Origin of the sequence: Streptomyces sp. CG 926 (assembly GCF_003148825.1) — a bacterium.
GTDB lineage: Bacteria > Actinomycetota > Actinomycetes > Streptomycetales > Streptomycetaceae > Streptomyces.
The window spans coordinates 1-21,750 of the sequence record NZ_QGGZ01000020.1 but is presented as its reverse complement, the minus strand read 5'-3'; the positions used below and the strand labels follow the sequence as shown (position 1 = coordinate 21,750).

General features: G+C 70.2%; 17 protein-coding genes. 12 read left to right on the top strand and 5 right to left on the bottom strand.

The annotated features are described in order from the left end of the window. Window positions 1–57 precede the first annotated feature (57 nt). From BCL76_RS35900 to BCL76_RS35880, 5 genes are all read left to right on the top strand, one after another. Entirely contained in the window at window positions 58–3,618 is a 3,561-nt protein-coding gene (locus BCL76_RS35900; protein ID WP_109783576.1) for a type I restriction endonuclease subunit R, read from the top strand. A gap of 5 nt (window positions 3,619–3,623) precedes the next feature. Further along, window positions 3,624–5,159 (top strand): restriction endonuclease subunit S, encoded by a 1,536-nt coding sequence (locus BCL76_RS35895; RefSeq protein WP_146228500.1) that lies wholly within the window; start codon window positions 3,624–3,626, stop codon window positions 5,157–5,159. Further along, window positions 5,156–6,715 carry a type I restriction-modification system subunit M gene (locus BCL76_RS35890; RefSeq protein ID WP_109783574.1) on the top strand — a complete coding sequence of 520 codons (1,560 nt, stop codon included), beginning with the start codon at window positions 5,156–5,158 and terminating at the stop codon, window positions 6,713–6,715. Before BCL76_RS35895 ends, BCL76_RS35890 begins: the two co-directional genes overlap by 4 nt. 75 nt (window positions 6,716–6,790) lie before the next feature. After that, complete coding sequence (locus BCL76_RS35885; RefSeq protein ID WP_109783573.1) at window positions 6,791–7,441, top strand: hypothetical protein; 651 nt, start codon at window positions 6,791–6,793, stop codon at window positions 7,439–7,441. Window positions 7,442–7,491: 50 nt separating this feature from the next. Next, window positions 7,492–8,838: a hypothetical protein gene (locus BCL76_RS35880; protein WP_109783572.1), complete on the top strand. Its 1,347-nt coding sequence runs from the start codon at window positions 7,492–7,494 to the stop codon at window positions 8,836–8,838. A 1,247-nt stretch (window positions 8,839–10,085) separates the two neighbouring features. On the opposite strand, the gene BCL76_RS35875 is transcribed toward BCL76_RS35880, so the two are convergent. Further along, entirely contained in the window at window positions 10,086–10,316 is a 231-nt protein-coding gene (locus BCL76_RS35875) for a hypothetical protein (RefSeq protein WP_109783571.1), read from the bottom strand. Between the two features lie 191 nt (window positions 10,317–10,507). Between BCL76_RS35875 and BCL76_RS35870 the strand changes: the two genes are divergently transcribed. After that, window positions 10,508–12,364, top strand: a complete 1,857-nt coding sequence (locus BCL76_RS35870; protein ID WP_109783570.1) for a DUF262 domain-containing protein — start codon at window positions 10,508–10,510, stop codon at window positions 12,362–12,364. Between the two features lie 179 nt (window positions 12,365–12,543). After that, window positions 12,544–13,530, top strand: coding sequence for an XdhC family protein (locus tag BCL76_RS35865; protein ID WP_109783569.1), 987 nt, complete (start codon window positions 12,544–12,546; stop codon window positions 13,528–13,530). Between the two features lie 9 nt (window positions 13,531–13,539). Here the strand turns inward: BCL76_RS35865 and BCL76_RS35860 are convergent, their stop codons facing one another. Continuing rightward, complete coding sequence (locus BCL76_RS35860; protein WP_109783568.1) at window positions 13,540–13,863, bottom strand: plasmid stabilization protein; 324 nt, start codon at window positions 13,861–13,863, stop codon at window positions 13,540–13,542. Between the two features lie 109 nt (window positions 13,864–13,972). On the opposite strand from BCL76_RS35860, the gene BCL76_RS35855 reads away from it, so the two are divergent. Beyond that, a complete protein-coding gene (locus BCL76_RS35855) occupies window positions 13,973–14,368 on the top strand; it encodes a DUF6479 family protein (RefSeq protein ID WP_109783567.1) in 396 nt (131 codons plus the stop codon). Window positions 14,369–14,492: 124 nt separating this feature from the next. On the opposite strand, the gene BCL76_RS35850 is transcribed toward BCL76_RS35855, so the two are convergent. After that, window positions 14,493–15,377: an ATP-dependent DNA ligase gene (locus BCL76_RS35850; RefSeq protein ID WP_109783606.1), complete on the bottom strand. Its 885-nt coding sequence runs from the start codon at window positions 15,375–15,377 to the stop codon at window positions 14,493–14,495. After that, window positions 15,377–16,327: a non-homologous end-joining DNA ligase gene (gene ligD / locus BCL76_RS35845; RefSeq protein ID WP_109783566.1), complete on the bottom strand. Its 951-nt coding sequence runs from the start codon at window positions 16,325–16,327 to the stop codon at window positions 15,377–15,379. Before ligD ends, BCL76_RS35850 begins: the two co-directional genes overlap by 1 nt. Before the next feature lie 31 nt (window positions 16,328–16,358). Here ligD and ku point away from each other — a divergent pair, with 31 nt between their 5' ends. Beyond that, window positions 16,359–17,519 (top strand): non-homologous end joining protein Ku, encoded by a 1,161-nt coding sequence (gene ku, locus BCL76_RS35840; RefSeq protein ID WP_109783565.1) that lies wholly within the window; start codon window positions 16,359–16,361, stop codon window positions 17,517–17,519. 145 nt (window positions 17,520–17,664) lie between these two features. On the opposite strand, the gene BCL76_RS35835 is transcribed toward ku, so the two are convergent. Next, window positions 17,665–18,495 (bottom strand): nuclease-related domain-containing protein, encoded by an 831-nt coding sequence (locus BCL76_RS35835; protein WP_109783564.1) that lies wholly within the window; start codon window positions 18,493–18,495, stop codon window positions 17,665–17,667. A 186-nt stretch (window positions 18,496–18,681) separates the two neighbouring features. On the opposite strand from BCL76_RS35835, the gene BCL76_RS35830 reads away from it, so the two are divergent. The 3 genes from BCL76_RS35830 to BCL76_RS35820 all read left to right on the top strand — a co-directional run bounded on the left by BCL76_RS35830 (window position 18,682) and on the right by BCL76_RS35820 (window position 21,517). Then, on the top strand, window positions 18,682–19,362 hold the full coding sequence (locus tag BCL76_RS35830; protein WP_109783563.1) for a hypothetical protein: 681 nt from the start codon (window positions 18,682–18,684) through the stop codon (window positions 19,360–19,362). An 86-nt stretch (window positions 19,363–19,448) separates the two neighbouring features. Further along, window positions 19,449–20,195: a hypothetical protein gene (locus BCL76_RS35825; protein ID WP_109783562.1), complete on the top strand. Its 747-nt coding sequence runs from the start codon at window positions 19,449–19,451 to the stop codon at window positions 20,193–20,195. 152 nt (window positions 20,196–20,347) lie between these two features. Next, a complete protein-coding gene (locus tag BCL76_RS35820) occupies window positions 20,348–21,517 on the top strand; it encodes a sensor histidine kinase (protein WP_109783561.1) in 1,170 nt (389 codons plus the stop codon). The last annotated feature ends 233 nt before the right edge of the window (window positions 21,518–21,750 follow it).

The window sequence follows — 21,750 nt, the reverse complement described above, 5'->3', positions numbered from 1 at the left end:
CTTCTTGTGTTTCGCACCGTGGATACCCGCAGACCAGATTTTCGGGGGGACAACACCGTGGACGACAGGCTTCGCGATTTCGCGAAGGGATCACCGAACTTCGGGGTCCTCTACCAGCACCAGCCTCTGCTCTCTCTTTACGGCGCCTCGGCCGAGGCCACGGTATTCACCCACCCCAACTCATCGCTGGTGCAGGCAGGACAGTTCGGCGAGGTCCTCGCGGAGGAGCTGATCACCCGCATCGGCATGCGGGTCGAGGGCGACCGCCAGATCGACCGGCTGGTCGCGCTGACCCGTGCCGGAGTGCTGGTCCCCGAGATCCGTGACGACTTCGACCGGTTGCGGCGCGACCGGAACAAGGCCGCGCACAGCCACCTCTTCGACACGGCGAAGGCTCTGGCCGCTGTCCGCGTCTGCTACAAACTCGGCCTCTGGTTCCACGATGCCATCGAGGGCCGACGGACGGTCGCGGAGTTCGTACCGCCCACCGATCCCGGTGACAGCGCACAGGTCACGGACCCGGCCGAGCTGGCCGAGCTGCGGGAGGCCCTCGACGGCCACCGCCAGGCGCTCACCCAGGCCCGGACCCGGCTCGCCGAGTCCAGCGACGCTCTCGAAGCCGAGCGCAAGGCACGGGCCGAGGCCGAGCACCTCATCGCCAGCGCCGACGCGAACAAGAGCGAGCTGCTGGCCCGCGTCGAGCAGCTGACCTCGCAGATCGATGAGCTGCGCACCACTCAGCAGGCGAAGTACGAGGCTGCCCGTCAGCAGCCCCGGCAGGTGGACGCCAAGCGCCGCGAGGCGATCATCCACCGTGCGCAGCGGCCGGCCCCGCTCAACGAGGTGCAGGCCCGCGACGCCATCGACGGGATGCTGCGCGCGTCCGGCTGGGTCGTGCAGGACCGCGACCAGGTCAACCCGGAGGCGGGGCAGGGCGTGGCGGTCCGCGAGTTCACCCTCGCGACGGGCCGCGCGGACTACGTCCTGTACGTCGGCGGGCACATCGTCGGCGTGGTGGAGGCCAAGCGCGAGGGCGACCACCTGTCCAGCGCCGTTGAGCAGAACGACCGGTACGCGTCCGGAGTCCTGAAGGAGCACCGCCTCGCGGTCTGGCGCGAGGCGGAGCCCTTCGCGTTCCGGTACGCGACGACTGGCACCGAGACGTACTTCATCAATCGCCTCGACCCCGACGCCCGCTCCCGCGAGGTCTTCTCGTTCCACCGGCCCGACACGGTGGCCGCGTGGATGCGGCGCGCGGAGGAGAACCCGGACGCCCTCACGTTCCGCGCGGCTCTGCGCCAACTGCCCGTGCTGGAGGCCAACGGCCTGCGCCTCGCCCAGATCGACGCGATCACCGGTCTGGAGAAGTCCCTGGGCGAGGACCGCGCACGAGCGCTGATCCAGATGGCGACCGGCGCCGGCAAGACCTTCACCGCCGTGGCACAGACGTATCGGCTGCTCAAGCACGCCAAGGCCCGGCGGATCCTGTTCCTTGTGGACCGCAACAACCTGGGGCGGCAGGCCTACGACGAGTTCCGCAAGTTCACGACGCCCGACGACGGCCGGAAGCTCTCCGACATCTACAACGTCGACCGTCTGGGCGCCGCCGGACTCCAGGACACCTCGTCGGTCACCATCTGCACGATCCAGAAGATGTACTCGCTCCTGCGCGGCGAGGCCCTCGCCGAGGATGAGCAGGCGGACGAGGCCGCGGACAGCGAGGCGTACGAGGACACGTACGCGACCGACCTGCCGATCGACGTCTCCTACAACCCCGATGTGCCGATCGAGTCCTTCGACCTGATCATCGTGGACGAGTGCCACCGGTCGATCTACGGCCTGTGGCGGGGCGTCTTGGAGTACTTCGACGCGCACCTGGTCGGCCTGACCGCCACCCCCACGCTCCAGACCCTCGGCTTCTTCGGCCGCAACCTGGTCTCCGAGTACACCTACCCGCAGGCGGTGGCGGACGGGGTGAACGTCGACTTCGACGTCGTACGCATGCGGACCGACCTGCGGGAGAACGGCGGCGCGAAGATCGAGTCGGGTACGACGGTACGGATCAAGGACCGCAAGACCCGGCGGCAGCGCTACCAGGAGCTGGACGACGACTTCACGTACACGACCGGGCAGATCGGCCGGTCGGTGGTCACGGTGGACGAGATCCGGGCCGTCCTGACGGCGTACCGGGACAACTGGCAGCGCTGGTTCCCGGGCCGCACCGAGCTCCCGAAGACCCTGATCTTCGCGGTCGGTGAGGACCACGCCGAGGACGTCCTGGCCCAGGTCAAGGAGATCTTCGGGCGCGGGGACGACTTCGCGAAGAAGATCACGTACAAGAGCCGCCAGGCCGGCGAGGACCCGGACGAGCTGATCCGCGCACTGCGGACCTCGCCCCGGATGAGGGTCGCCGTCACCGTCGACATGATCGCGACGGGTACGGACGTGAAGGCGCTGGAGTGCGTCATCTTCCTGCGCGAGGTGCGCAGCGCGGTGCTCTTCGAGCAGATGAAGGGGCGCGGCGCCCGGACCATCGACGCGACGGAGCTCCAGGAAGTCACGCCGGACGCGGACGCGTCGGTGCGGAAGGGCCGCTTCGTGCTGGTGGACGCGGTGGGTGTGACGGACTCGCCGCTGGTGGACGCCCGGCCGCTGGTTCCGGCAGGTGAGCGCCAGGTGTCGCTGGCCAAGCTGCTTGACAAGGCCGGTACGAAGTCGATCAGCACGAACGAGGCCGAGATCCTGGCGGGACGTCTGGCCCGCCTCAACCAGCAGCTGACGACGGAGGAGCGCGATCAGCTGACGCGGGCTGCGGGTGGACGGACGCTGTCCGAGATCGCGGGGGCGATCGTCAAGGCGGTCGATCCGGACCGGCAGGAGCGCGCGCTGGACGAGGGCGGCCAGGCGGCGGCCCGGCGGCTGATCGAGAACGCGATCGCCCCGCTGACGGAGCGGCCGGAGCTGCGTCGGCACATCATCGAAATCCGGCGGGACAAGGACTACGTCTTCGACGAGTTCACGCCCGTCGCGGTGACGGATCTGAACGAGATCCCGCGCGAGGAGCGGGCGAAGGAACAGGTCGACCGCTGGAGCCGGCTCCTGAAGGAGGAGCGCGACCGCATCGCGGCGGTGAGCATAGCTCTGACGAGCCCGCGGGCTGTCTCGCCTGCGGAGACGTACGCGGCGCTCCAGGAACTGGCGCTGGAGATCCGCCGCCCGCACTTCGCCTGGACCCCGAAGGTCCTCTGGACCTACTACGAGGACCTGGGCGTGACGGCCCACTCCCCCGGCCGTGAAGCGGGCGTCCCGGATCTGATCTCCCTGATCCGGTACGAGCTGGGCGTGGACGAGGAGCTGCGGCCGTACCGTGAGACGGTGGACGAGCGCTTCGAGGTGTGGCTGCTGAAGCAGCAGCAGGCCGGGGCGGACTTCTCGGAGGAGCAGTTGTGGTGGCTGCGGTCCATACGGGACGTGGTGGCGAGCGACGTCGGCATCAGTACCAAGGAGTTCAACGCGGAGCCCTTCAAGGGGAAGGGCGGGGGGCGTGGGTTCCAGCACGCGTTCCCAGGGCGGGATGTGCGGTCTCTGTTGAGTGAGTTGAATCGAGAATTGGCTTGAGTGACGTGGAACTTCCAGCGGGTTGGGCTGTAGCCGAACTCGGAGATTTGCTGCGCGAACCATTGCGCAACGGACACTCGGCACGCATCACGACGGAACCCGACGGGATCAGGACCCTCAGCCTGACTGCTGTCACGCTCAATGACTTCAGCGAGAAGTACACGAAAGTCACCTGCGCAGACCCGGAACGCGTAGACGACCTGTGGCTCAAGCCGGGCGACATCCTCATCCAAAGATCGAACACACCCGACCTTGTCGGAACCTCAGCCCTTTACAAGGGGCGCGAGAACTGGGCGATCTACCCAGACCTCCTCATTCGCTTGAGGTTGAACTCCTGTATCACCCCCGAATTTGCCGCCCTAATGCTGAGCAGCAAGACCGTCCGCGATTACTTCAAGGCGCATGCGAAAGGACTGGCGGGCTCGATGCCGAAGATCGACCAGTCAACCATCGCGAGCGTCAAAATGCCGGTTCCGCCGCTCGCGGAGCAGCACCGCATCGTCGAAACTCTCGAAAACCACCTCTCCCGCCTCGATGCAGCATCGCTTTCGCTCGTTCACGCACAGGCCTTGATCCCGCTGCAGCGTCGCTCCCTCCACACAACGGCCACAGAAGGAAGACTGAGAACCGGAACCGGCGATGTTGTTCCGGATTTCCTGAAGCAGCGTCGTAGATTCTGGGAATCCGTGCAGGTGAAAAAATACAAGGAACCCACTGCGCCAAATCTGGACCAGATTCCGCAATTTCCGACCAACTGGGCTGTCTACAGCCTAGAAGCACTCACCGACCCGATCCGACTCATTCGCTATGGGATTCTGATGCCTAAGGTCAAGCATGGCGGCACAGTTCCCTACGTGGAAGTAAAGGACCTTAAGGGATGCTCTCTTCACGAGAAGAAACTGCACTTGACGAGCAAGGATCTTGACGAGCAGTTCGCGGGTGCACGGATCCAGCCAGGTGACGTCCTCCTTGCCGTGCGTGGTTCGTATGATCGATCGGCGGTCGTTCCATCAGGCTTGAAAGGCGCCAACCTCAGCCGCGACGTTGCCCGAATTGCGCCGCTTCCAGGGATCGATCCCGAATATCTCCAGCTCTATCTTCAAAGCAGCTTCACGCAGCGATACCTGAAGGAACATGCCCGTGGCGTAGCCGTGAAGGGCGTCAACATCGGCTCAATTCGCGCTCTGCCCGTGTCTGTACCTCCATTGGCTACTCAGAAGCAGATCGTCGAGGAAGTGCAGCAGCAGATCACTGCGATCGAGGCTGCCGCGAGAGCAGTAGAGCGCTCGCATGCCAGGCGCGCCGCCCTTCGAGGAGCCTTGTTGAACCGCGCGTTCACAGGGCAGCTCGTCCCGCAGGACGCCTCCGACGAGCCCGCCTCTTTCGTGCTCGACCGGATCCGGGCCGAGCGCGAAGCGCAGGGTGGCAAGGCCAAGCGGGGCACGCGTCGGCCCCGTAAGGCGGCCGAAGCCGCGCCGCCGCCGGCCCCCGCCTCAACCCCTGCCCCCACCAACGCCGTTCAGCAGGAGCTTCCGCTGTGACCCCCGCATCCCCCGCCCTGGCGCACGCGCAGACCAACTCCTTGGTCGCGAAGCTCTGGAACTACTGCAACGTCCTCCGGGACAACGGCCTGTCCACCATCGAGTACGTCGAGCAGCTCTCGTACCTGCTCTTCCTCAAGATGGCCGACGAGATCGCCTCCGACCCCTTCACCGAGGCCGAAGCCCGGACCGTCGTACCCGCCAAGTACGACTGGCAGTCGCTCGCCTCCAAGAAGGGGATCGAGCTCGAAGTCCACTACCGGGAGATCCTGGCCGAACTTGGCAAGAGCCCCGGTACCACCCTCGGTCGGATCTTCGCCAAGGCGCAGAACCGGATCACCGAGCCCGCCCTCCTCGAAAAGCTCGTGGTCGAGCTGATCGGCAAGGAAGACTGGACGATCCAGGGCACCGACCTCAAGGGTGACGCCTACGAAGGCCTGCTCGCCAAGGGCGCCGAGGACACCAAGACCGGCGCCGGCCAGTACTTCACCCCCCGGGCGCTCATCGACGCCATGGTCGACGTGATGCAGCCCCAGCCGGGTGACACCATCACCGACCCCGCCTGCGGAACCGCCGGCTTCCTCATCGCCGCGCACGCCTACATTCGCAAGCACCACATGCAGAACCTCTCCCGCGAGGAGCGGCTCGCCCTCGGCGACGGCAAGATCTGGGGCAACGAGCTGGTCACCGGCACCGCCCGCCTCGCCGCCATGAACATGCTGCTCCACGGCATCGGCGACGCCGACGGCAAATCCCTCATCACTGAGGGGGACGCTCTCGCCGAACAGCCCAAGCAGCATGCTTCCCTCGTCCTCGCCAACCCGCCCTTCGGCAAAAAGTCCGCGATCACCATCGTCGGCACCGACGGTAAGGCCGACAAGCAGGACATCTCCTACGACCGTGACGACTTCCGCGCCACTACCACCAACAAGCAGCTCAACTTCCTCCAGCACATCATGTCGCTGATGGAGATGAACGGCCAAGCGGCAGTCGTCCTCCCGGACAACGTGCTCTTCGAAGGCGGGGCCGGCGAGAAGATCCGGCGTCGCCTGCTCGAAGACTTCGACCTCCACACGATCCTTCGTCTGCCCACCGGCATCTTCTACGCAGGCGGCGTCAAGGCCAACGTCCTGTTCTTCGAGAAGAAGCCGCCCCGCAGTGGAGGCGCGCACAACACCTCGAAACTCTGGGTCTACGACTTCCGCACCGCCAAGCACTTCACCCTCAAACAGCACCCGCTGACTCGTGCTGCTCTGGAGGAGTTCGTCGAGGCATACCTGCCGGGCAAGGACCGCAGTGAACGTGTCGAAACCGAGCGCTTCAAGTGCTTCGACTACGACGGACTCATCGCCCGCGACAAGGTGAACCTCGACATCACCTGGATGAAGGACCCGGCCCTCGACGACGCCGACAGCCTGCTGCCGCCCGAGGTGATCGCACAGGAGATCGTGGAGGACTTGCAGGCCGCGCTCAGCGAGTTCGCCGCGATCGCGGAGGCGCTCGGTGGCGAGATCTCGGCTGATACTGACGAGATCCAGCCAGGCGAAGGCGCCTGACCCGCAACTGAGTTGACCCGTCCCCGTCTCGCCGGAAGTCTTGATCTCGATCAATCAGTGAGACGGGGGCATCCCATGGCAGTTCCGCAGCCGCAGACGCGCGAGTTCCAGGCGTTCAAGACCAACATCGAGTACGCCCGGAAGATGGTCCTCGCCGGCCAGAGCCTGGCCGCCTTCCAGTCCCCCGTCTTCGACATCGGCGACTTCTACCGCGCCGCGTGGGTGCAGGCGGTCAGCGCCATCGACCACTGGTTCCACGAGGAGCTGTACCGCCGTGTGGCCGACCTGGCCGCCGCAGACAGTCCTGGCATGCCGTACCAGCTGACGAAGTTCGAGCTGCCGCTGGAGAAGGTCGAGGAGGTCCGGCGGGGCACGACCACCCTCGCCGACGCCGTGTCCGAGCACGTCAAGGCGAAGTGGGCCAACGCCTCCCTTCAGAACCCGCGCAAGATCAGCGAGGCGCTGAAGCTGGTCACGGAGGAGAACATCTGGGCCAAGGCTGCGGTCCAGCTCAACGAGTGGAACCACGGCCGCACGGGGATGACCGACCAGACCCTCAAGAAGCAGTACATCTCGATCACCGACCGTCGCAACAAGATCGCCCATGACGCCGACTTGCTGGACGGCGACCTGAAGCGGCGACGGCCAATCTCTGACGCGGACGTCACCGACGCGATCGACTGGATCGAGCGGATCGCACTCGCCATCGCCAAGGTGCTGGGCTGACGCTCAGCCGAGGTCAAGTCAGCTGACTTCTGAGACGCAGGAGGCCGCAGTTGCTCGCCATCGCACTGGTGCACAGCACCGCGTTGATGCTGGAACGGTTGCCGGAGAGGCCGCCGGCATGGTTGACGCGGGGCGAGCGCACCTTCGCGTATCCACACCACGAGTGGCGGAAGCCGCGCGTCTGGTGTCTCGCCTTCTTCACCGATCGGCACCCTCGCTTCGAGCAGCGCTCGATCATCGGCGTAGGCACCGTCTTCCCGGGCCGGCGATCGGGAACGTACGAGCGCGCACTGATCGCGCGGGACTTCACCGCACTCGAGCGACCATTGCGGCTTGTCGATCTCGAGACCCCCATGGGGGCCAGCCGCCGGTTCTTGAAGCATGACGGCCACATGCCGCCGGCGGCGGGACGCAACTTGCTCAATGCCGTGCGGAACCTACGGCGGGAATTGGGCGATGTACTGGACGGCTTGGAGGCCGGTCTGGGAGCCAATGCCCCTACGGGGGAGGTCGGCGAGCGGCTGAGCCTTGAGAAGGATGCCGTGGGAACCCTTCTCGAGACGGCCGGAATGGACCGCGATCCCCTCGAAGCGTGGCAGCCGCCGCTGGGCGAGGACGGCCCTCACTCCCGCTCCGTCCCGTTCCTCGAAGGGCTGCCCTCCCTCCGGCAGATCGAGGACCAGCAGATTGTCCACGATTACATGCGCTTTCCCGGCATGGATGGAGAGGACGCCGTACAGGTGGGCTGGCGTATCTACCGCCGCAGCACCGAGTCGTCCCACCGGCTGTTCGTGTTCAACGCGAACCGCACTCAGGCCGAGGCCGCCATGGGCGTCGACATGATCTACGTGAACGAGCACGCGCACAGCGTGGCGATGGTCCAGTACAAGCGCATGCGACAGAGCGGGCACAACTGGGTGTATTGGCACGACGGCACCGGCGAGCGCGAGATGAAGCGGATGGAGGCCGTCGATGCCGAATGCGATCCGGCATGGATCGAGACCGGCCGCCCCGCGGCGGGGACGGCGGGAGATCCGCGCCTGGTCACCACGCCAAGCATGGTCAAGCTATGCCGGACCGAACCCTTCATGATGAACTCCGCCGCGCTCATCCCCGGTATGTACCTCACACGAGAGCACTTCTCCGAATTGCTTCAGCGCCCGGAGGCCACGGGGCCGTCAGGTGGGACACGGATCGTCGAGCACTCAATCCCCCGGTATCTGAACAACACCACCTTCACCACACTGCTCAGGGATGGGTGGCTCGGAACCCGCGGCACCGGTTCGGATTACGTCATTGAACTCATCCGGAGGAGTCTGTCCTCGGAAGGCCCCGGTTCCGTCGTCGTGGGTATACACCGAAGCGAGGTCCCACCCGGTAACCGCCGAGTCAACTGAGGCCCGCCACGGCGCGAGTGCGCTGAGCTGGGACGTGGCCACTCTCCGGAGGGGCCTCGGCGCTCGCACCGCGGCGTTTCCCTTACGGCAGCCCACGTACCGCCACTGGTTCCGCCGGTGGGAGGTGGAGGGGTAGGCCCTCGGTCAGGGCGAGGACGACTGACAGGCCGCCGGTTGGCGTAGTGGGCGGTTCGCACGCTGCGGACCGCGCGCCAAGTACCCCAGATGCGGATGTGCTGAGCAGCACCGCCTCGTTCAGGGTGGCCGCCAGGCGGTCGAGGAATTCGTCCATGGGGGCCGGTGTTCTGGTGTCCTCCGCGGCCAGGTGGCCTCCCAAGGCGGGCTGGAACCACGCTGCCCGGGAGACGAGTTCGGTGTAGCCGTGGGCGTCCCCGCTCAGCCCGTGTCCGTCGGGGAGGGTGGCGAGGGCGCGCAGTACCCCGGTGCGCAGGGTTACGGCGCCCTCGTCCTGCGGGCTGATGAGCGCGACCGGGGGTTCGTCGGGGTCGGGCCAGTGGCTGAGGACTTCGGGGACCGCCGCCCAGGCGGCCAGCAGCGGCAGCAGTTTGCCGGCGGCCGGGGCGGCGGCCCAGGCGTCGTAGTGGTCGCTGGGCAGCAGCCGGGCGGAGGGTTGGGGGGGCCGGGAAGCCTTGGAGTTCCGGCGGCCCCCGAGGGCGGGGGACGGCTCCTCGTTCTGCGGTGCGGCGAGCCCCGCGTTGACGGCGAGGTCGAGCCACAGCCGGGTGTCCGACTCGTCCGCACGAGCCGCCGCGTGTCGCGTACGGCGATCCCGCCCGCCTTGCGGATCGCGACCGGCTGGGCGGCCAGCGCCCGCAGGACCAGTTCGGCCCGCCAGGCGGCGGCCGCGGCGCCTTGCCCCTCCCAGCCCGGCGGAAGCGGTGCGGTCGCGGTGAACGGCTCCGCATCCAGGAGGGGGCTGGGGACTTCGCCACCAGAGCTCGGACCCGGGCGGCGTCGGCGAGGAGTGCGGTGATCAGCTCCTGGGCCGGGTCCCGGGTGCGGGCCGCGCCGTCGCCCAACAGGGTTGCGGCGATCCGCTTAACCTCGGGGGCGTTGTAGGCGGCGGTCAGCAGCCAGTCCGCGGTGCCGCCGTAGCCGTCGAACCCGGCGGCCCGGACGTGCAGCGGCGGCGACGGCCTGCCCCTGGGCGCGGGAAGGAGCAGAACGCGCTCACGCAGCCGCCCGAGCATGCGCTCGGCGCGCTGCCGGTGCTCCCCCGGCTCGAATCAGGCCAGCACGTCCTTCTCCGCCACCAGCCGGTCTGCCGGTTCCACCGGCCGATGCTGCTGCCACGGGTACCGGGGGCCGTCCTCGCTGTCACCGCCGGCGACGGGACCGTGCCGCTCCAGGGCAAGGGCGGCGATGGAGGCCAGCAGTTCCAGCTCGCCGGACGCGACCGCCATCAGGCCGTGGCCCACCGACTCGTCGGTGAGCAGATGATCGGCCAACTCCCGCATGCCGGTGATCCGCCGGTACGGGGCGGCAAGCGACAGATCCCGCTCCTCCAGCAGCTCGGGGAGCCGCTCCGTGTTGGCCGCCCAGCGGCCCCTGCCCGCCCTGGTCGCCGTGGGTGGATACGGCCGAGTCGACGTCAGGCGCGCGGAAGATCGCTACGGTGGTGGCCGTTCGTGTGAGGGAGGGGAGCCCCATGAAGGCAGACACGGTTGATCTCCGACGGATCTTCGGCAGGGACGTCCGGTACACGGTGCCGCTGTTCCAGCGTCCGTACGTGTGGGACCGGGACGACAACTGGGCCGCCCTGTGGGAGGACATCCGCCGCACGGTGGAGCGGGCGGAGGAGGCGGCGCAGGTCGGCGAGCCCGTCGCCCCGCACTTCCTTGGTGCTGTCGTCTTCGACGAGGCACCGCACATGTCCTCCGATCTCGAGACCCGTCAGGTCATCGACGGCCAGCAGCGGCTGACGACGCTCCAGCTGTTCCTCTTCGCGGCAAGGCTGTCGGCCACGGCCCGGGATCACGAGAAGTCCGTCCGGCTGCTGAGCAAGTTCCTGGAGAACGACGCGGACCTCTTCGACCGCGGCCGCCATCCCGACCACCTCTACAAGGTCTGGCCCACCAATGCCGACCGCGAGGAGTTCCGCTCCGTCATGCTCGGCAAGGGCGGCAGCGGGCGACTGACCCTGGCCGTCGACTACTTCCAACAGGAGATCGACAAGTGGCTGGCGGAAGCGCCCGAACCGCATGAGCGGCTCGGGACGCTGGTGCAGACGATGCGGGAACATCTGCGTCTGGTCATCATCGACCTGGAGGAGCATGATGACGCCCAGGTCGTCTTCGAGACCCTCAACAGTCGTGGCACGCCGCTGGAGCATGCGGACTTGGTCAAGAACCTGCTGTTCCGGGACGCCGAACACGCGGGCGCGGACATCGACCGCCTCTACAGGACCTACTGGGCCCCCTTTGATCAGGCCGAGTGGCGGACCGAGCAGACGACCGGACGCATCACACGCAGCCGTCTCGACGTCTTCCTGACCTATTGGCTCACCATGCGTACCCAACGTGAATTCACCTCCTCGGCCCTGTTCAAGGAGTTCGAGCGCTGGCTGCGCTCCGCCTACGTCCCCACCGAGGACGTGTTCGCGGAACTGGCGCGGTACGCCGAGATCTACGAGCGTCTCGACCAGTACCCCTCCCATGGTCTCGAGGGCCGCTTCCTGTACCGGATGAAGGTCATGCAGATGTCGACACCGATGCCTCTGCTCCTCTTCCTCTACGGTCTGGGCGACGAAGTGCTGTCCCCCGAGCGCCGGAACAGGGCTATCCGCGCCATCGACAGCTACCTGGTGCGGCGGGCGATCCTCAACCTCAGCAACCGGGACTACAACCATGTCTTCCGCGACCTCGTCGCCGCAGCGGCCCGGGAGCCCGAGCGCGCGGACGAAGTCATCGTCAGGACGCTCACGGGGATGCACGGCCAACACCGGAACTGGCCGTCCGACGCCGAATTCCGCACGGCACTGGAACAGGATCCGCTGTACGCCCGCCTCTACCGCCACCGCGTCCGCATCCTCCTGGAAGCACTGGAGGACGAGCTACGCACCGACCACACCGAGCAGCTCACCATGCCCATTGGCGAACAGCTCGGTTCGAAGCTGACGATTGAACATGTCATGCCGCAGAGTTGGCGCGACAACTGGCCGCCCCTGGAGGACGATCCGAACGAAGGTGCCGACCGCGACGAGCTGGTGCACACCCTCGGCAACCTCACCCTGGTCACAGCCCGTCTCAATCCCACCCTCGGCAACATGGCGTGGGACGGCAAGCGGCAGTGGCTGAGTCAACACAGCCTCCTCCGTCTCACTCACGGCACGCTGCTCAATCCCCCGCCCGGTTCCGCCATCACCGCATGGGCCGATTCCTGGGACGAGGACCGCATCCGGGATCGGGGCGCCTACCTCGCCTCGGTGGTTCTGGGGATCTGGCCCTCGGCCGACGGACTGCCCGCCGCCGTCCCGGTTGCGGAGGCCGGGCGCACGCCTGCCTAGGCGGCTGCAGATCCTGGCGGCGCGTTCCGGTGGTCCGTACGAAGTGGGGGTGGGGCAGTCTGTGGGTTCGGGGGATGGGGTGCCGTTGCGGGGCTGCCTAAGGTGAATCGTGAGGCCGCACCGCGCCGCTCGCCAGGTGCTCTGCGGCGGGCTCTGGCGATCGAGAAGGGGCGGCACGGATGCGTGAGCTGGTGGAGACGGCGCGGCGGTGGGCGGCCGAGGGGCGGGGCGGGTATCTGGCCCGGCCCGTGACCGAGCAGGGGTTCGGGCCGCGGGATCCGGCCGGGGCCGTGCTCATCGACCCTCGGGGGGAGTGTGTCGGCACGCTCTACCGCGGGGTCTTCGACGCCGAGCTCGCCGCCGAGGTCGCGGCCCTGCCGCCCGGCGTCACGGCGCGGGTCTGCGAGGTGTCCGTGCGGGCGGCCGAGGCCGTCGCCGCGAAGCTGACCTGCGGCGGGCAGGCCGAGGTGCTGCTGCAGCCGCTCGCCGCGATCCCGGCCGAGTGGTGGGAGCTGCTGGGCGAGGGGGTCGGGGTGGCATTGGTGACCCGGCTGAACGAGGCCGCCGACCAGGCCACCAGTGCGGTCGTACGGGCCACGGACCCGCCCGGTGACGATGCCGGGCGGCGGGCCGGCGAGCTGCTGGCGACCCGGCGGGCCGGGCGGGACGCGCTGTACGCGGAGTCGGGACTGGTGCTGGTCGAGGCGTTCCCGTCGGCCCCGTACGTGGTCATCGGCGGCGGTGGTGAGCTGGCCGAGATCATCGAGCGGCAGTCGTTGCTGCTGGGCTGGGAGGCCGTACTGGTCACGGGCCCGGAGGAGGCCGGCAAGGTGCTGGAGGCGCGCCGGGACGCCGCGTGCCTGGTCATGCTGAGCCACGAGGAGTCGTTCGACGTGCCGACGCTGCGGGTGGCGCTGGCCCAGGAGGTGCCGTACGTCGGCGCTCTGGGCTCCCGCAAGACCACGGCTCGGCGCCGGGAGGGGCTGCTCGCGGCCGGGGTCACCGAGGCTCAATTGGCGCGGGTGCACGGCCCGATCGGCCTGGACCTGGGCGCCCGCACCCCGGCGGAGACCGCGCTGGCGATCTGCGCCGAGATCCTGGGGGCGCTCGGGGAGCGCAAGGCCGCCGGTGCCTTGCGGGATGCCGACGGGCCCATCAACGCCTGACCGGGGCCTTCACTCGCCCAAGGCCCGTTTGAGCTGTGTCTTGTTCATGTCCGAGCGGCCGTGGATGTTGCGGCGCCGGGCCTCGGCGTAGAGCTGTTCGTACGTGGGGCCCTGCGCGCCCGAGTGGGAGTGCAGGCCTCCGCGCCGGGACGAGGAGATGTCCTGGAGGGATTCCCTGCTCGCGGTCCGGGATTCGCCGGCCCTGGCTCGTTCCTTGTTCACGGTCCGGGCGGCGATCTCCTTCGCCTTCTCCTCCGGCTCGCCGCGCTCCTCCAGACCTTCCTTGATGTGTTCGTACTGTCGTTCGCGCTTCGGGGACGATCCGCGGGGCATCGTCGGCCTCCTTCTCACGTCGGCGTGTACCGGGCGTGTACCCCGGATGGCCCACGGCATCCAGGGCATAGCGAAGCATTTCGGACCTGCGTGCGGGAACATGGTCGGTATGGACACGACCCTGAGCGTGGACGCGACCCTTGCCGACATCGCCTGGTTCCTGGTCGTCGGCATCCTCGTCGCCGGCTTCCTGCTGGGCGGCTTCCTGCTGGGCAAGAAGGTACGGGAGAAGGAGCCACCCCCGCCCACCGCCGAGAGCCAGCCCCACCTGCCGGAGGGCGGGGCGGTCTACGAGGTCCGCGAGGAGCGGGACCAGGTGGAGATCCCCGAGGGGGGTCTCCGGCCGCACGAGATGCAGGGCTACGGGAACTTCGGCTCCACCACCTCCACCCATCCGGACGAGGTCCGGGCGGAACGGGAGTCCGGCTACAAGTTGCCGGAAGGCCCGGGGCCGCATCCACAGCCGGGGGCTCCCCCGGACGCCGGGCGCGGCGCACACGCCTGACGCCGCACCACCCGCCGCACCACCCCCGCCGCACCACCCGCCGCACCACCCCCGCCGCACCATCCGCCGCACCACCCGGCACGCACCCACTTCGACGGCCTCCGACCCGCGCCTCCCGCGCGGGTCAGAGGTCTGTCCGTAGCCGGAGCACCTCCGGCGGCGGGTGCCGGGCCGAGGTGCAGCGGACCTCGGCCGTGAGCGGTGGGTCGAGGGCCCGGAAGGGGACCTCCCCGAGCCCGATGGCCGTGACCGTGGCCAGGGAGGGCGAGGCCGCCCCGCGGGCGGCCACCTCGGCGGCCACCTCCGCCCGCAGTGCCGCGCTCAGCGGGCTCGACACCAGCGGGGTCTCGTCCCCGACCGGCAGGACGAGTACCAGGGCGAGCGGGCGGCGCGGGGTGCCGGTGTAGCCGACCACCGCCGCGTCGCGGACGTCGGTGTGCCGCAGCTTCTGCCAGCCGCGCCGGCCGGCCGGGTAGGTCTGGTCGAGCCGTTTCACGACGAGGCCCTCGATACCGCTGGCCGGCAGGGTCTCGTACCAGGTGGCGGCCAGTTCCGGGTCGGTGGTCATCGGCACCGGCTGCAACGGCGGTCCCAGCGGCAGCAGCAGGTCGACGAGGAGGGCCCGGCGGCGTTCGTAGGGGCGGCCGCGCAGGTCCAGCCCGGCCAGTTCCAGCACGTCGAAGGCGGCGTACGAGGCGGGCAGGCGCTGCGCGAGGACGGCGGCCCGGGCGGCGGTGGCCGCCGCCCGCCGCTGCACCAGGGCGAAGTCCGTACGCCCCGCGTGCCAGACCACCACCTCGCCGTCGAGGACCGTGTCGGCGGGCAGCAGCAGCGCGGCCGCGGCCAGGTCGGGGAAGGCGCTGGTCACGATCCGACCGGAGCGGGCCTGGAGCGTCACGTCGGTCGCCGAGCGCAGCACGACGAGCCGGTGGCCGTCGAACTTCGGCTCGTACGCCAGCCCCGCCCCGCGCGGCAGGGTCCGTACGGCGGCGGCCAGCGCGACGCGGATCACGGCCGGGTCCCGGCCCCTGGCGCCGTCCCCGTCCCGGAGCCGGTGCCGGTCGCCGTCCCGGTGCCGGGGAGCGGGCGGGCCTGCTCGGGGTCGGTCAGCGGGCCGAAGAGGTCCCCGTCACGGGCGAGCCTCGGGGCGATGTCGTCGGCGAGGAAGACGAGGTCGGCGGCGGTCCGGCAGGCCTCGACCTCCGCCCAGGACACGGGCGCGGACACGGTCGGTCGGGCCCGCGCGCGCAGGGTGTAGGGCGCGGCGGTGGTCTTGGCTGCTGCGTTCTGGCTGTGGTCGACGAAGACCTTGCCGGGGCGCAGCGCCTTGGCCATCCGGTGCACGACCAGTTCGGGGAGCTCGCGCTCGGCCTCCTGCGCGAGCCGCTTCGCGTACGCGGACACCCGCTCGGACGGGGTCGGCTCCAGCGGCACGGCCAGGTGCATGCCCTTGGAGCCGGAGGTCTTGGCGTAGGCGTGCAGGCCGTCGGCGGCGAGCCGCTCGCGCAGCCAGAGCGCGGCGGCGCAGCACTCGACGACGGTGGCGGGCGGGCCGGGGTCGAGGTCGAGGACCATCCGGTCGGCAAGGGCGGGGTGGCCGGCGGTCCACTGGGGGGTGTGGAACTCCACGACGAGGTTGGCGGACCACATGAGGGTGGCCAGGTCGGCGACGACCACCTGGGCGGCGGAGAGGTCCTCGGAGCGCGGCACGGGGGTGGTCCTCACCCAGTCGGGCGTGCCGGGCGGCGGATTCTTGGTGAAGAAGAGCTGGCCGTCCGGACCGTCGGGGTAGCGCAGGAAGGACACCGGTCGGTCGTGGATGTGGGCGAGCAGCGGGTCCGCGACGGTGGCGTAGTAGTGCAGCACCTCGCCCTTGGTGAAGCCGGTCTCCGGGTAGAGGACCTTGTCGAGATTGCTGAGCGCGATGCGACGGCCCTCCACCAATGTGATCGGCGTCATACGATGAGACTGCCACGAAACAGGAGGAACCGTGCGATCCATTTGGAACGGGGCGATCTCCTTCGGCCTGGTCAGCATCCCGATCAAGCTCGTGAACGCCACCGAGAGCCACTCGATCTCCTTCCGCCAGATCCATGTGAATGACGGCGGGCGCGTCCGGTACCGCAAGGTGTGCGAGCTGGACGGGGAGGAGGTGCCGAGCGCCGAGATCGGCAAGGGGTACGAGGAGGCCGACGGGTCGATCGTCCCGATCACGGACGAGGACCTGGCGCAGCTGCCGCTGGCGACCGCGAAGACGATCGAGATCATGTCGTTCGTACCGGCGGACGAGATCGATCCGCTGCAGATGGACGCGGCGTACTACCTCGCGGCGAACGGGGCGACGGCGGCGAAGCCGTACACGCTGCTACGGGAGGCGCTCAAGCGGAGCCGGAAGGTCGCGATCGCCAAGTACGCGCTGCGGGGGCGCGAGCGGCTGGGCATGCTGCGGGTCGTGGACGACGTGATCGCGATGCACGGGCTGTTGTGGCCGGACGAGATCCGGGCGCCGGAGGGCGTGGCGCCGGAGGCCGACGTGACCGTGCGGGACGCCGAACTCGACCTGGCTGACGCGCTGATGGCGACGCTGGGGGACGTGGAGATGGCGTCGCTGCACGACGACTACCGGGAGGCCGTGGAGGCGCTGATCGTGGCGAAGTCGGGTGGGGCGTTCGAGCCGACGGAGGCCGTGGTGGAGCCGGCCGGCGGTCAGGTGATCGACCTGATGGCGGCGTTGGAGAAGAGCGTGCGGGCCGCGAAGGCTTCCCGGGGGGAGGCGGGGGCGGACGAGGACTCCGGGGGCGCCGAGGGCGAGGCGGAGGCCGAGGTCACGCCGATCCGGCGGAAGGCCGGGGCGCGTGCGGGTACGGGGCGGGGTACGGGTACGGGTGCTGCCGCGCCGAAGGCGGTCGGCGGGAAGAAGTCGACGGCGGCTTCGGCCAAGAAGACGGCGGCCTCGGCCGCGACGAAGAAGAAGTCGACGACGGCGAGCAGTGGCAAGTCGGCGGCGGGCAGGTCGACTTCGCGCGCGGGCGGCACGGGCGCGACCAAGAGCGCGGCGAAGAGTACGGCCAAGACCGCGGCGGCGAAGAAGACCGGTGCGGCGGCGGCTGCGAAGAAGACCGCGACGCCGCGGAAGCGGACCTCCGCCTGAGGCGGGTCGGGGCGGCCGGGCGGGGCGGATCGGAGCGGAGCCTGCGGCGCTTCCCCCTACACGCCCTACCCGCCCTTTCCCGAAACCGGGGCTCCGCCCCGGACCCCGCGCCTCGAACGCCGGCGGGGACGGTGCCGGGGAGCGCTCAAACGCCGGCGAGGCCGGATTGGGCGCCGCTCGGGCGTAGCCAGGTGGTGGTGTCACGGGCCTGGGCGAAGAGGGCTTCCACTTCCGGGGGTTTCAGGGTCGTGGGGGACGTGGTGAGGGTCGGGGTCGCCGTCGGGGGCTGGAGGATGCGGATGTCGCGGACCGTGGGGGCCGTCTCGACCCGTGAGGCGTCGACCACCGCCAGCGCCGGGGTGACCTTGGCGGCCAGGGCCGCCGAGGCGAAGGTCGCCGCGCGGCGGATCCAGCGGGGGTCCGGGCGGGGTTCCGCGCGGCCCACCGTGAGCAGGAGGTCGCCGACCACCGCGCGCTGACGCCGGCCCGGGACCGTACGCACGCAGAAGATGCCCGCCGGGCCGATGAGAAGGTGGTCGATGTGGCCCAGGCCCGGGAGCGGGACGCAGTGCAGGGCGCGCCAACCTTCCGCCTCCAGGGCGTCGAAGGAGTCGCCCATCCGCTGCTGCGCGGTCAGGTCCTGGCGGAGTCGGTGCCGGGCTCTGGTGCCGGCCGGACCGTGTTCCAGTTCGCCCAGTAAGGTCTCGCCGGGCCGGTTGGGCGCCAGGTCCGCGTCCGGCAGCAGTGCGAGACGCCGCAGGTCGGAGGCCGTGGGCACCGGGGGCGGGCCGATCGAGACCGTCCCGCTCAGGTAGGGGCGGAGCACCGCCACGATCGCCTCGCGGTGATCGTCCGCCAGGACACTGATCCGGTTGGCCTGCCGGTCGTACCAGCCCACCGCCTGCCCGTCGGGCAGGTTGACATACAGCCGGCCGCGGCCGGGCCGGCCGCTCGGCAGTACCTTGAGTCCGCGCATCGCCCTCACCCCCGCCGTCCATGGGAGCAGCCGGGGCGCCGCAGGGCAATCCCTCGGATGTGTAACGACTCCGACGGAACGTTGCGACGCCGCTGTTACATGAACGGGGCGCTGCCGCAACGGCCGAGCCCTAGGTTTGACCCACCTGGATGGCCCAGGCCCTGACCGGCACCGAAGGATTCCCCCGTGAGCACCGTCAGCCGCCGCACTCTCGTTCGCGCCGCCGCCGTGACCGCGTGCGCCGGAAGCCTGCTGGCGCTGCCCACGGCCGCCGCCCTGGCCGACGGGGTGCCCGCGGCCTCGTCCGCGCACTCCGCGGCCCCGCGCACGACCCTCGTCAAAAGCCTCGCGCTCGCGGACGGGGTCTCCACGGCGAAGCTGTACCGCACGGCCGACGGGGCCTACCAGGCCGAGATCCTGGCGGCCGACGGCTCCACGGCGGCCACCCTGACGAGTCGTGACGGGGTCACCGCCTTCGGTGGCTCCGGGGACCTGCACGCGGCACTGGACTCCGCGGGGCGGCTCAGCTCCTGGATGGGTGACGTCCCGGCCCGGGGCGTCGACCACACCGTGGCGGGCGACGGGCACAAGACCGGGACCCGGAGCGCGGCCCGCACCGAAGCCCGCACCGAAACCCGCGGCGACGCGCCCGGTGGGCAGGTCGTCCCGGTCTCCGGCCCCCGGAAGGCGACCAGCGGGGACACCCACGTCGTCGCCGAGGGGTCCGGCGGCGGTCGGCGGCTGAGTACGCTGGCGGACGGTCCGGGCGACGGCGTGCTGCTGCTCGCCGCCGCGGGCGGCATCGCGGCGGTCGGTGCGGCCGGGCTGGGCTTCGCCATGCTGCGCCGAGGACGCACGGACAGCTGAGACCTCAGGGTAAAAACGGATGTTCCACCGCATATGGTTGACGTGATCGACCGTCGGCATGTCGCGGGCAGAAGGGCACGGGAGCTGTGAACAGGTTGCGCTTGCGTCTGCCCGCGCGCACGGTGCTCCCCCTCCTCGCGCTGGTGCCGCTGCTGGCCGGCTGCGGGGACAGCGGCGGGCTGGTGAGCGCCGGCTCCACGCCGACCGCGAGCGGGCCCGTACATCTGTGGCCCGACCGTCGCGGCGCGTCCGTACCGCCCGCCGATCCGGGTGGCGCCCCGCCCGAGTACATCAAGGGGATCCCGCCGGTCCGCGACCAGGACGTGCACGCCGTCGACCCGGTGGCCCTCGTCCAGGCCGAGCTGACCACCAATCCGAACACCGAGGTCGGCGCGGACGGCATGCCGCCCCGGACGGCGGCCGCGATCCGGGAATGCGCGAAGGGCGCGGACAAGGACGAGGAGGAGCCGGAGGCGTGCCCGGTGCTCAAGCCGTACTACCGGGACCTCACGGGCAACGGGAAGGACGAGCTGATCGTCGGCATCGAGTTCCCGGACAAGATGATGTCCGTACGGGTCTACACGGCCGACCCGGACGGACGGCTCAACCGGATCATGGCGACCACGGAGACCGTCATCTCGGTGGAACTGGCCGGGGGTGACGTGGTCCTGCGGGTGCCCAGCGGCAACCACGGCTACGAGCTGATCACCGCCTGGTCCTGGGACGAGAAGCAGCTCACCATGTTGCCCACGCGCGAGCAGATCGTACGGGTGCCGGGCAATCCGCAAGGCCCGGGCAACCGGGAGCCCGCGCCCGTGCCGGGCCGGCCGTGACGCCTGTGCGGCGGGTGCGGGTGCGGCGTGGGCCGCGTGTGCCGCGTGTGCCGCGTGTGCCACGTGTGCCACGTGTGCCACGTGTGCCACGTGTGCGGTTGCCTTCGTGGACTGCGACGCTGACCTGGAAGTCGGCGTGCTTCATCGTGGTGATGTGCTGTTCGCTGGCGGCCGTGCTGGGCGCCCTCGTGCACGTGGAGGTGACCCGGCAGACGGTGGCCACGGCGCGGGAGAAGGCCCTCGGCAAGCTGTTGGAGGTCTCGCGCGCGTACGAGGCGGGCGAACCCCTGCCGCGCGGTTCCTGGCTGGACCCCGTCGGGCTGCCGCCGGAGCTGCGGGCTCTGGCCGTCAGCGGGCGCCGGGGCACGTTGGTGGCGGACCACCGGGGCCGCCCGACCATGTGGGCGGCGGGTCCGGCGGACGGCCGGGCGCTCGCGGCCGCCGTCGACTACGGACAGAGCGCCGAGACGATCAGCGGGCTGGACAACGCGATCATCGGGTCGTCGCTGCTGGCGATCGGCGGGACGCTGCTGATCGGCGCGTTCGCGGTGACCCGCGTGACCCGGCGGCTGCACCTGACGGCGGCGGTGGCCCGGCGGATCACCCAGGGCGACCTCGACGCGCGGGTGAACGACCCGCGGACCTGGGCCCCCGCGCGGCACCAGGACGAGGTGGCGACGGTGGCCGCGGCGCTGGACACCATGGCCGGGAGCCTGCAGTCGAAGCTGGAGAGCGAGCGGCGGTTCACGGCGGACGTGGCGCACGAGCTGCGCACGCCGCTGACGGGCCTGCAGGCGGCCTCGGAGTTGCTGCCCGAGAGCCGGCCGACGGAGCTGGTGCGCGAGCGGGTCCGGACGATGCGGCAACTGACGGAGGACCTGCTGGAGATCTCCCGGCTGGACTCGGGCGGCGAGGTGGTGGAGGGCGATCTGCACCAGCTGGGGCGGCTGGTACGCCGGGTGGTGCGGGCGTCCGGGACGGACACGGAGGTGGTGATCGTCCGGGACGCGCACGTCGAGACGGACCGGCGGAGGCTGGAGCGGGTGCTCGGGAACCTGGTGGTCAACGCCCACAAGCACGGGCGGACGCCGGTGGTCCTGACGGTGGACGGGCCGGTGGTGACCGTACGGGACCACGGGGACGGGTTCCCCGCGTACCTGAAGGCGCACGGCCCGCAGCGGTTCCGCAGCGGGGGCGGCAAGGGGCATGGGCTGGGGCTGACGATCGCGGTGGGGCAGGCCGGGGTGATCGGGGCGCGGCTGGAGTTCCTGGAGGCGGAGGGGGGCGGGGGGTTGGCGGTCCTCACCCTGCCGGGTTCCTAGCCGGAGGCTCGGCGGGGTCCTGGGTCCGGGGTCCGGGTCGGGGGCCTGGCCGGGGCCTGGCCGGGTCCTGGCCGGGTCCTGGCCGGAGGCTCGGCGGATTCCGGGGGCCGGTCCGGGGTCGGGGTCCGGGGGCCGGGGGCCGGGGTCCGGGGCGGAGGCTCGGTCGGGGGTCTGGCCGGCGCGGTCGGGGGTGGGTTGTCGGGGCGGTCGGGGCCGGGCGCGCGCCGGGGCGT

Excerpts from the sequence above, each read along its gene's own strand:
- BCL76_RS35855 (WP_109783567.1), top strand. The coding sequence starts at position 13,973 with ATGGACACGACCCTGAGCGTGGACGCGACCCTTGCCGACATCGCCTGG.
- BCL76_RS35835 (WP_109783564.1), bottom strand. The coding sequence starts at position 18,495 with ATGCGCGGACTCAAGGTACTGCCGAGCGGCCGGCCCGGCCGCGGCCGG.
- BCL76_RS35860 (WP_109783568.1), bottom strand. The coding sequence starts at position 13,863 with ATGCCCCGCGGATCGTCCCCGAAGCGCGAACGACAGTACGAACACATC.
- ligD (WP_109783566.1), bottom strand. The coding sequence starts at position 16,327 with ATGACGCCGATCACATTGGTGGAGGGCCGTCGCATCGCGCTCAGCAAT.
- BCL76_RS35875 (WP_109783571.1), bottom strand. The coding sequence starts at position 10,316 with ATGCGGGAGTTGGCCGATCATCTGCTCACCGACGAGTCGGTGGGCCAC.
- BCL76_RS35865 (WP_109783569.1), top strand. The coding sequence starts at position 12,544 with ATGCGTGAGCTGGTGGAGACGGCGCGGCGGTGGGCGGCCGAGGGGCGG.
- BCL76_RS35870 (WP_109783570.1), top strand. The coding sequence starts at position 10,508 with ATGAAGGCAGACACGGTTGATCTCCGACGGATCTTCGGCAGGGACGTC.
- BCL76_RS35820 (WP_109783561.1), top strand. The coding sequence starts at position 20,348 with ATGTGCTGTTCGCTGGCGGCCGTGCTGGGCGCCCTCGTGCACGTGGAG.
- BCL76_RS35885 (WP_109783573.1), top strand. The coding sequence starts at position 6,791 with ATGGCAGTTCCGCAGCCGCAGACGCGCGAGTTCCAGGCGTTCAAGACC.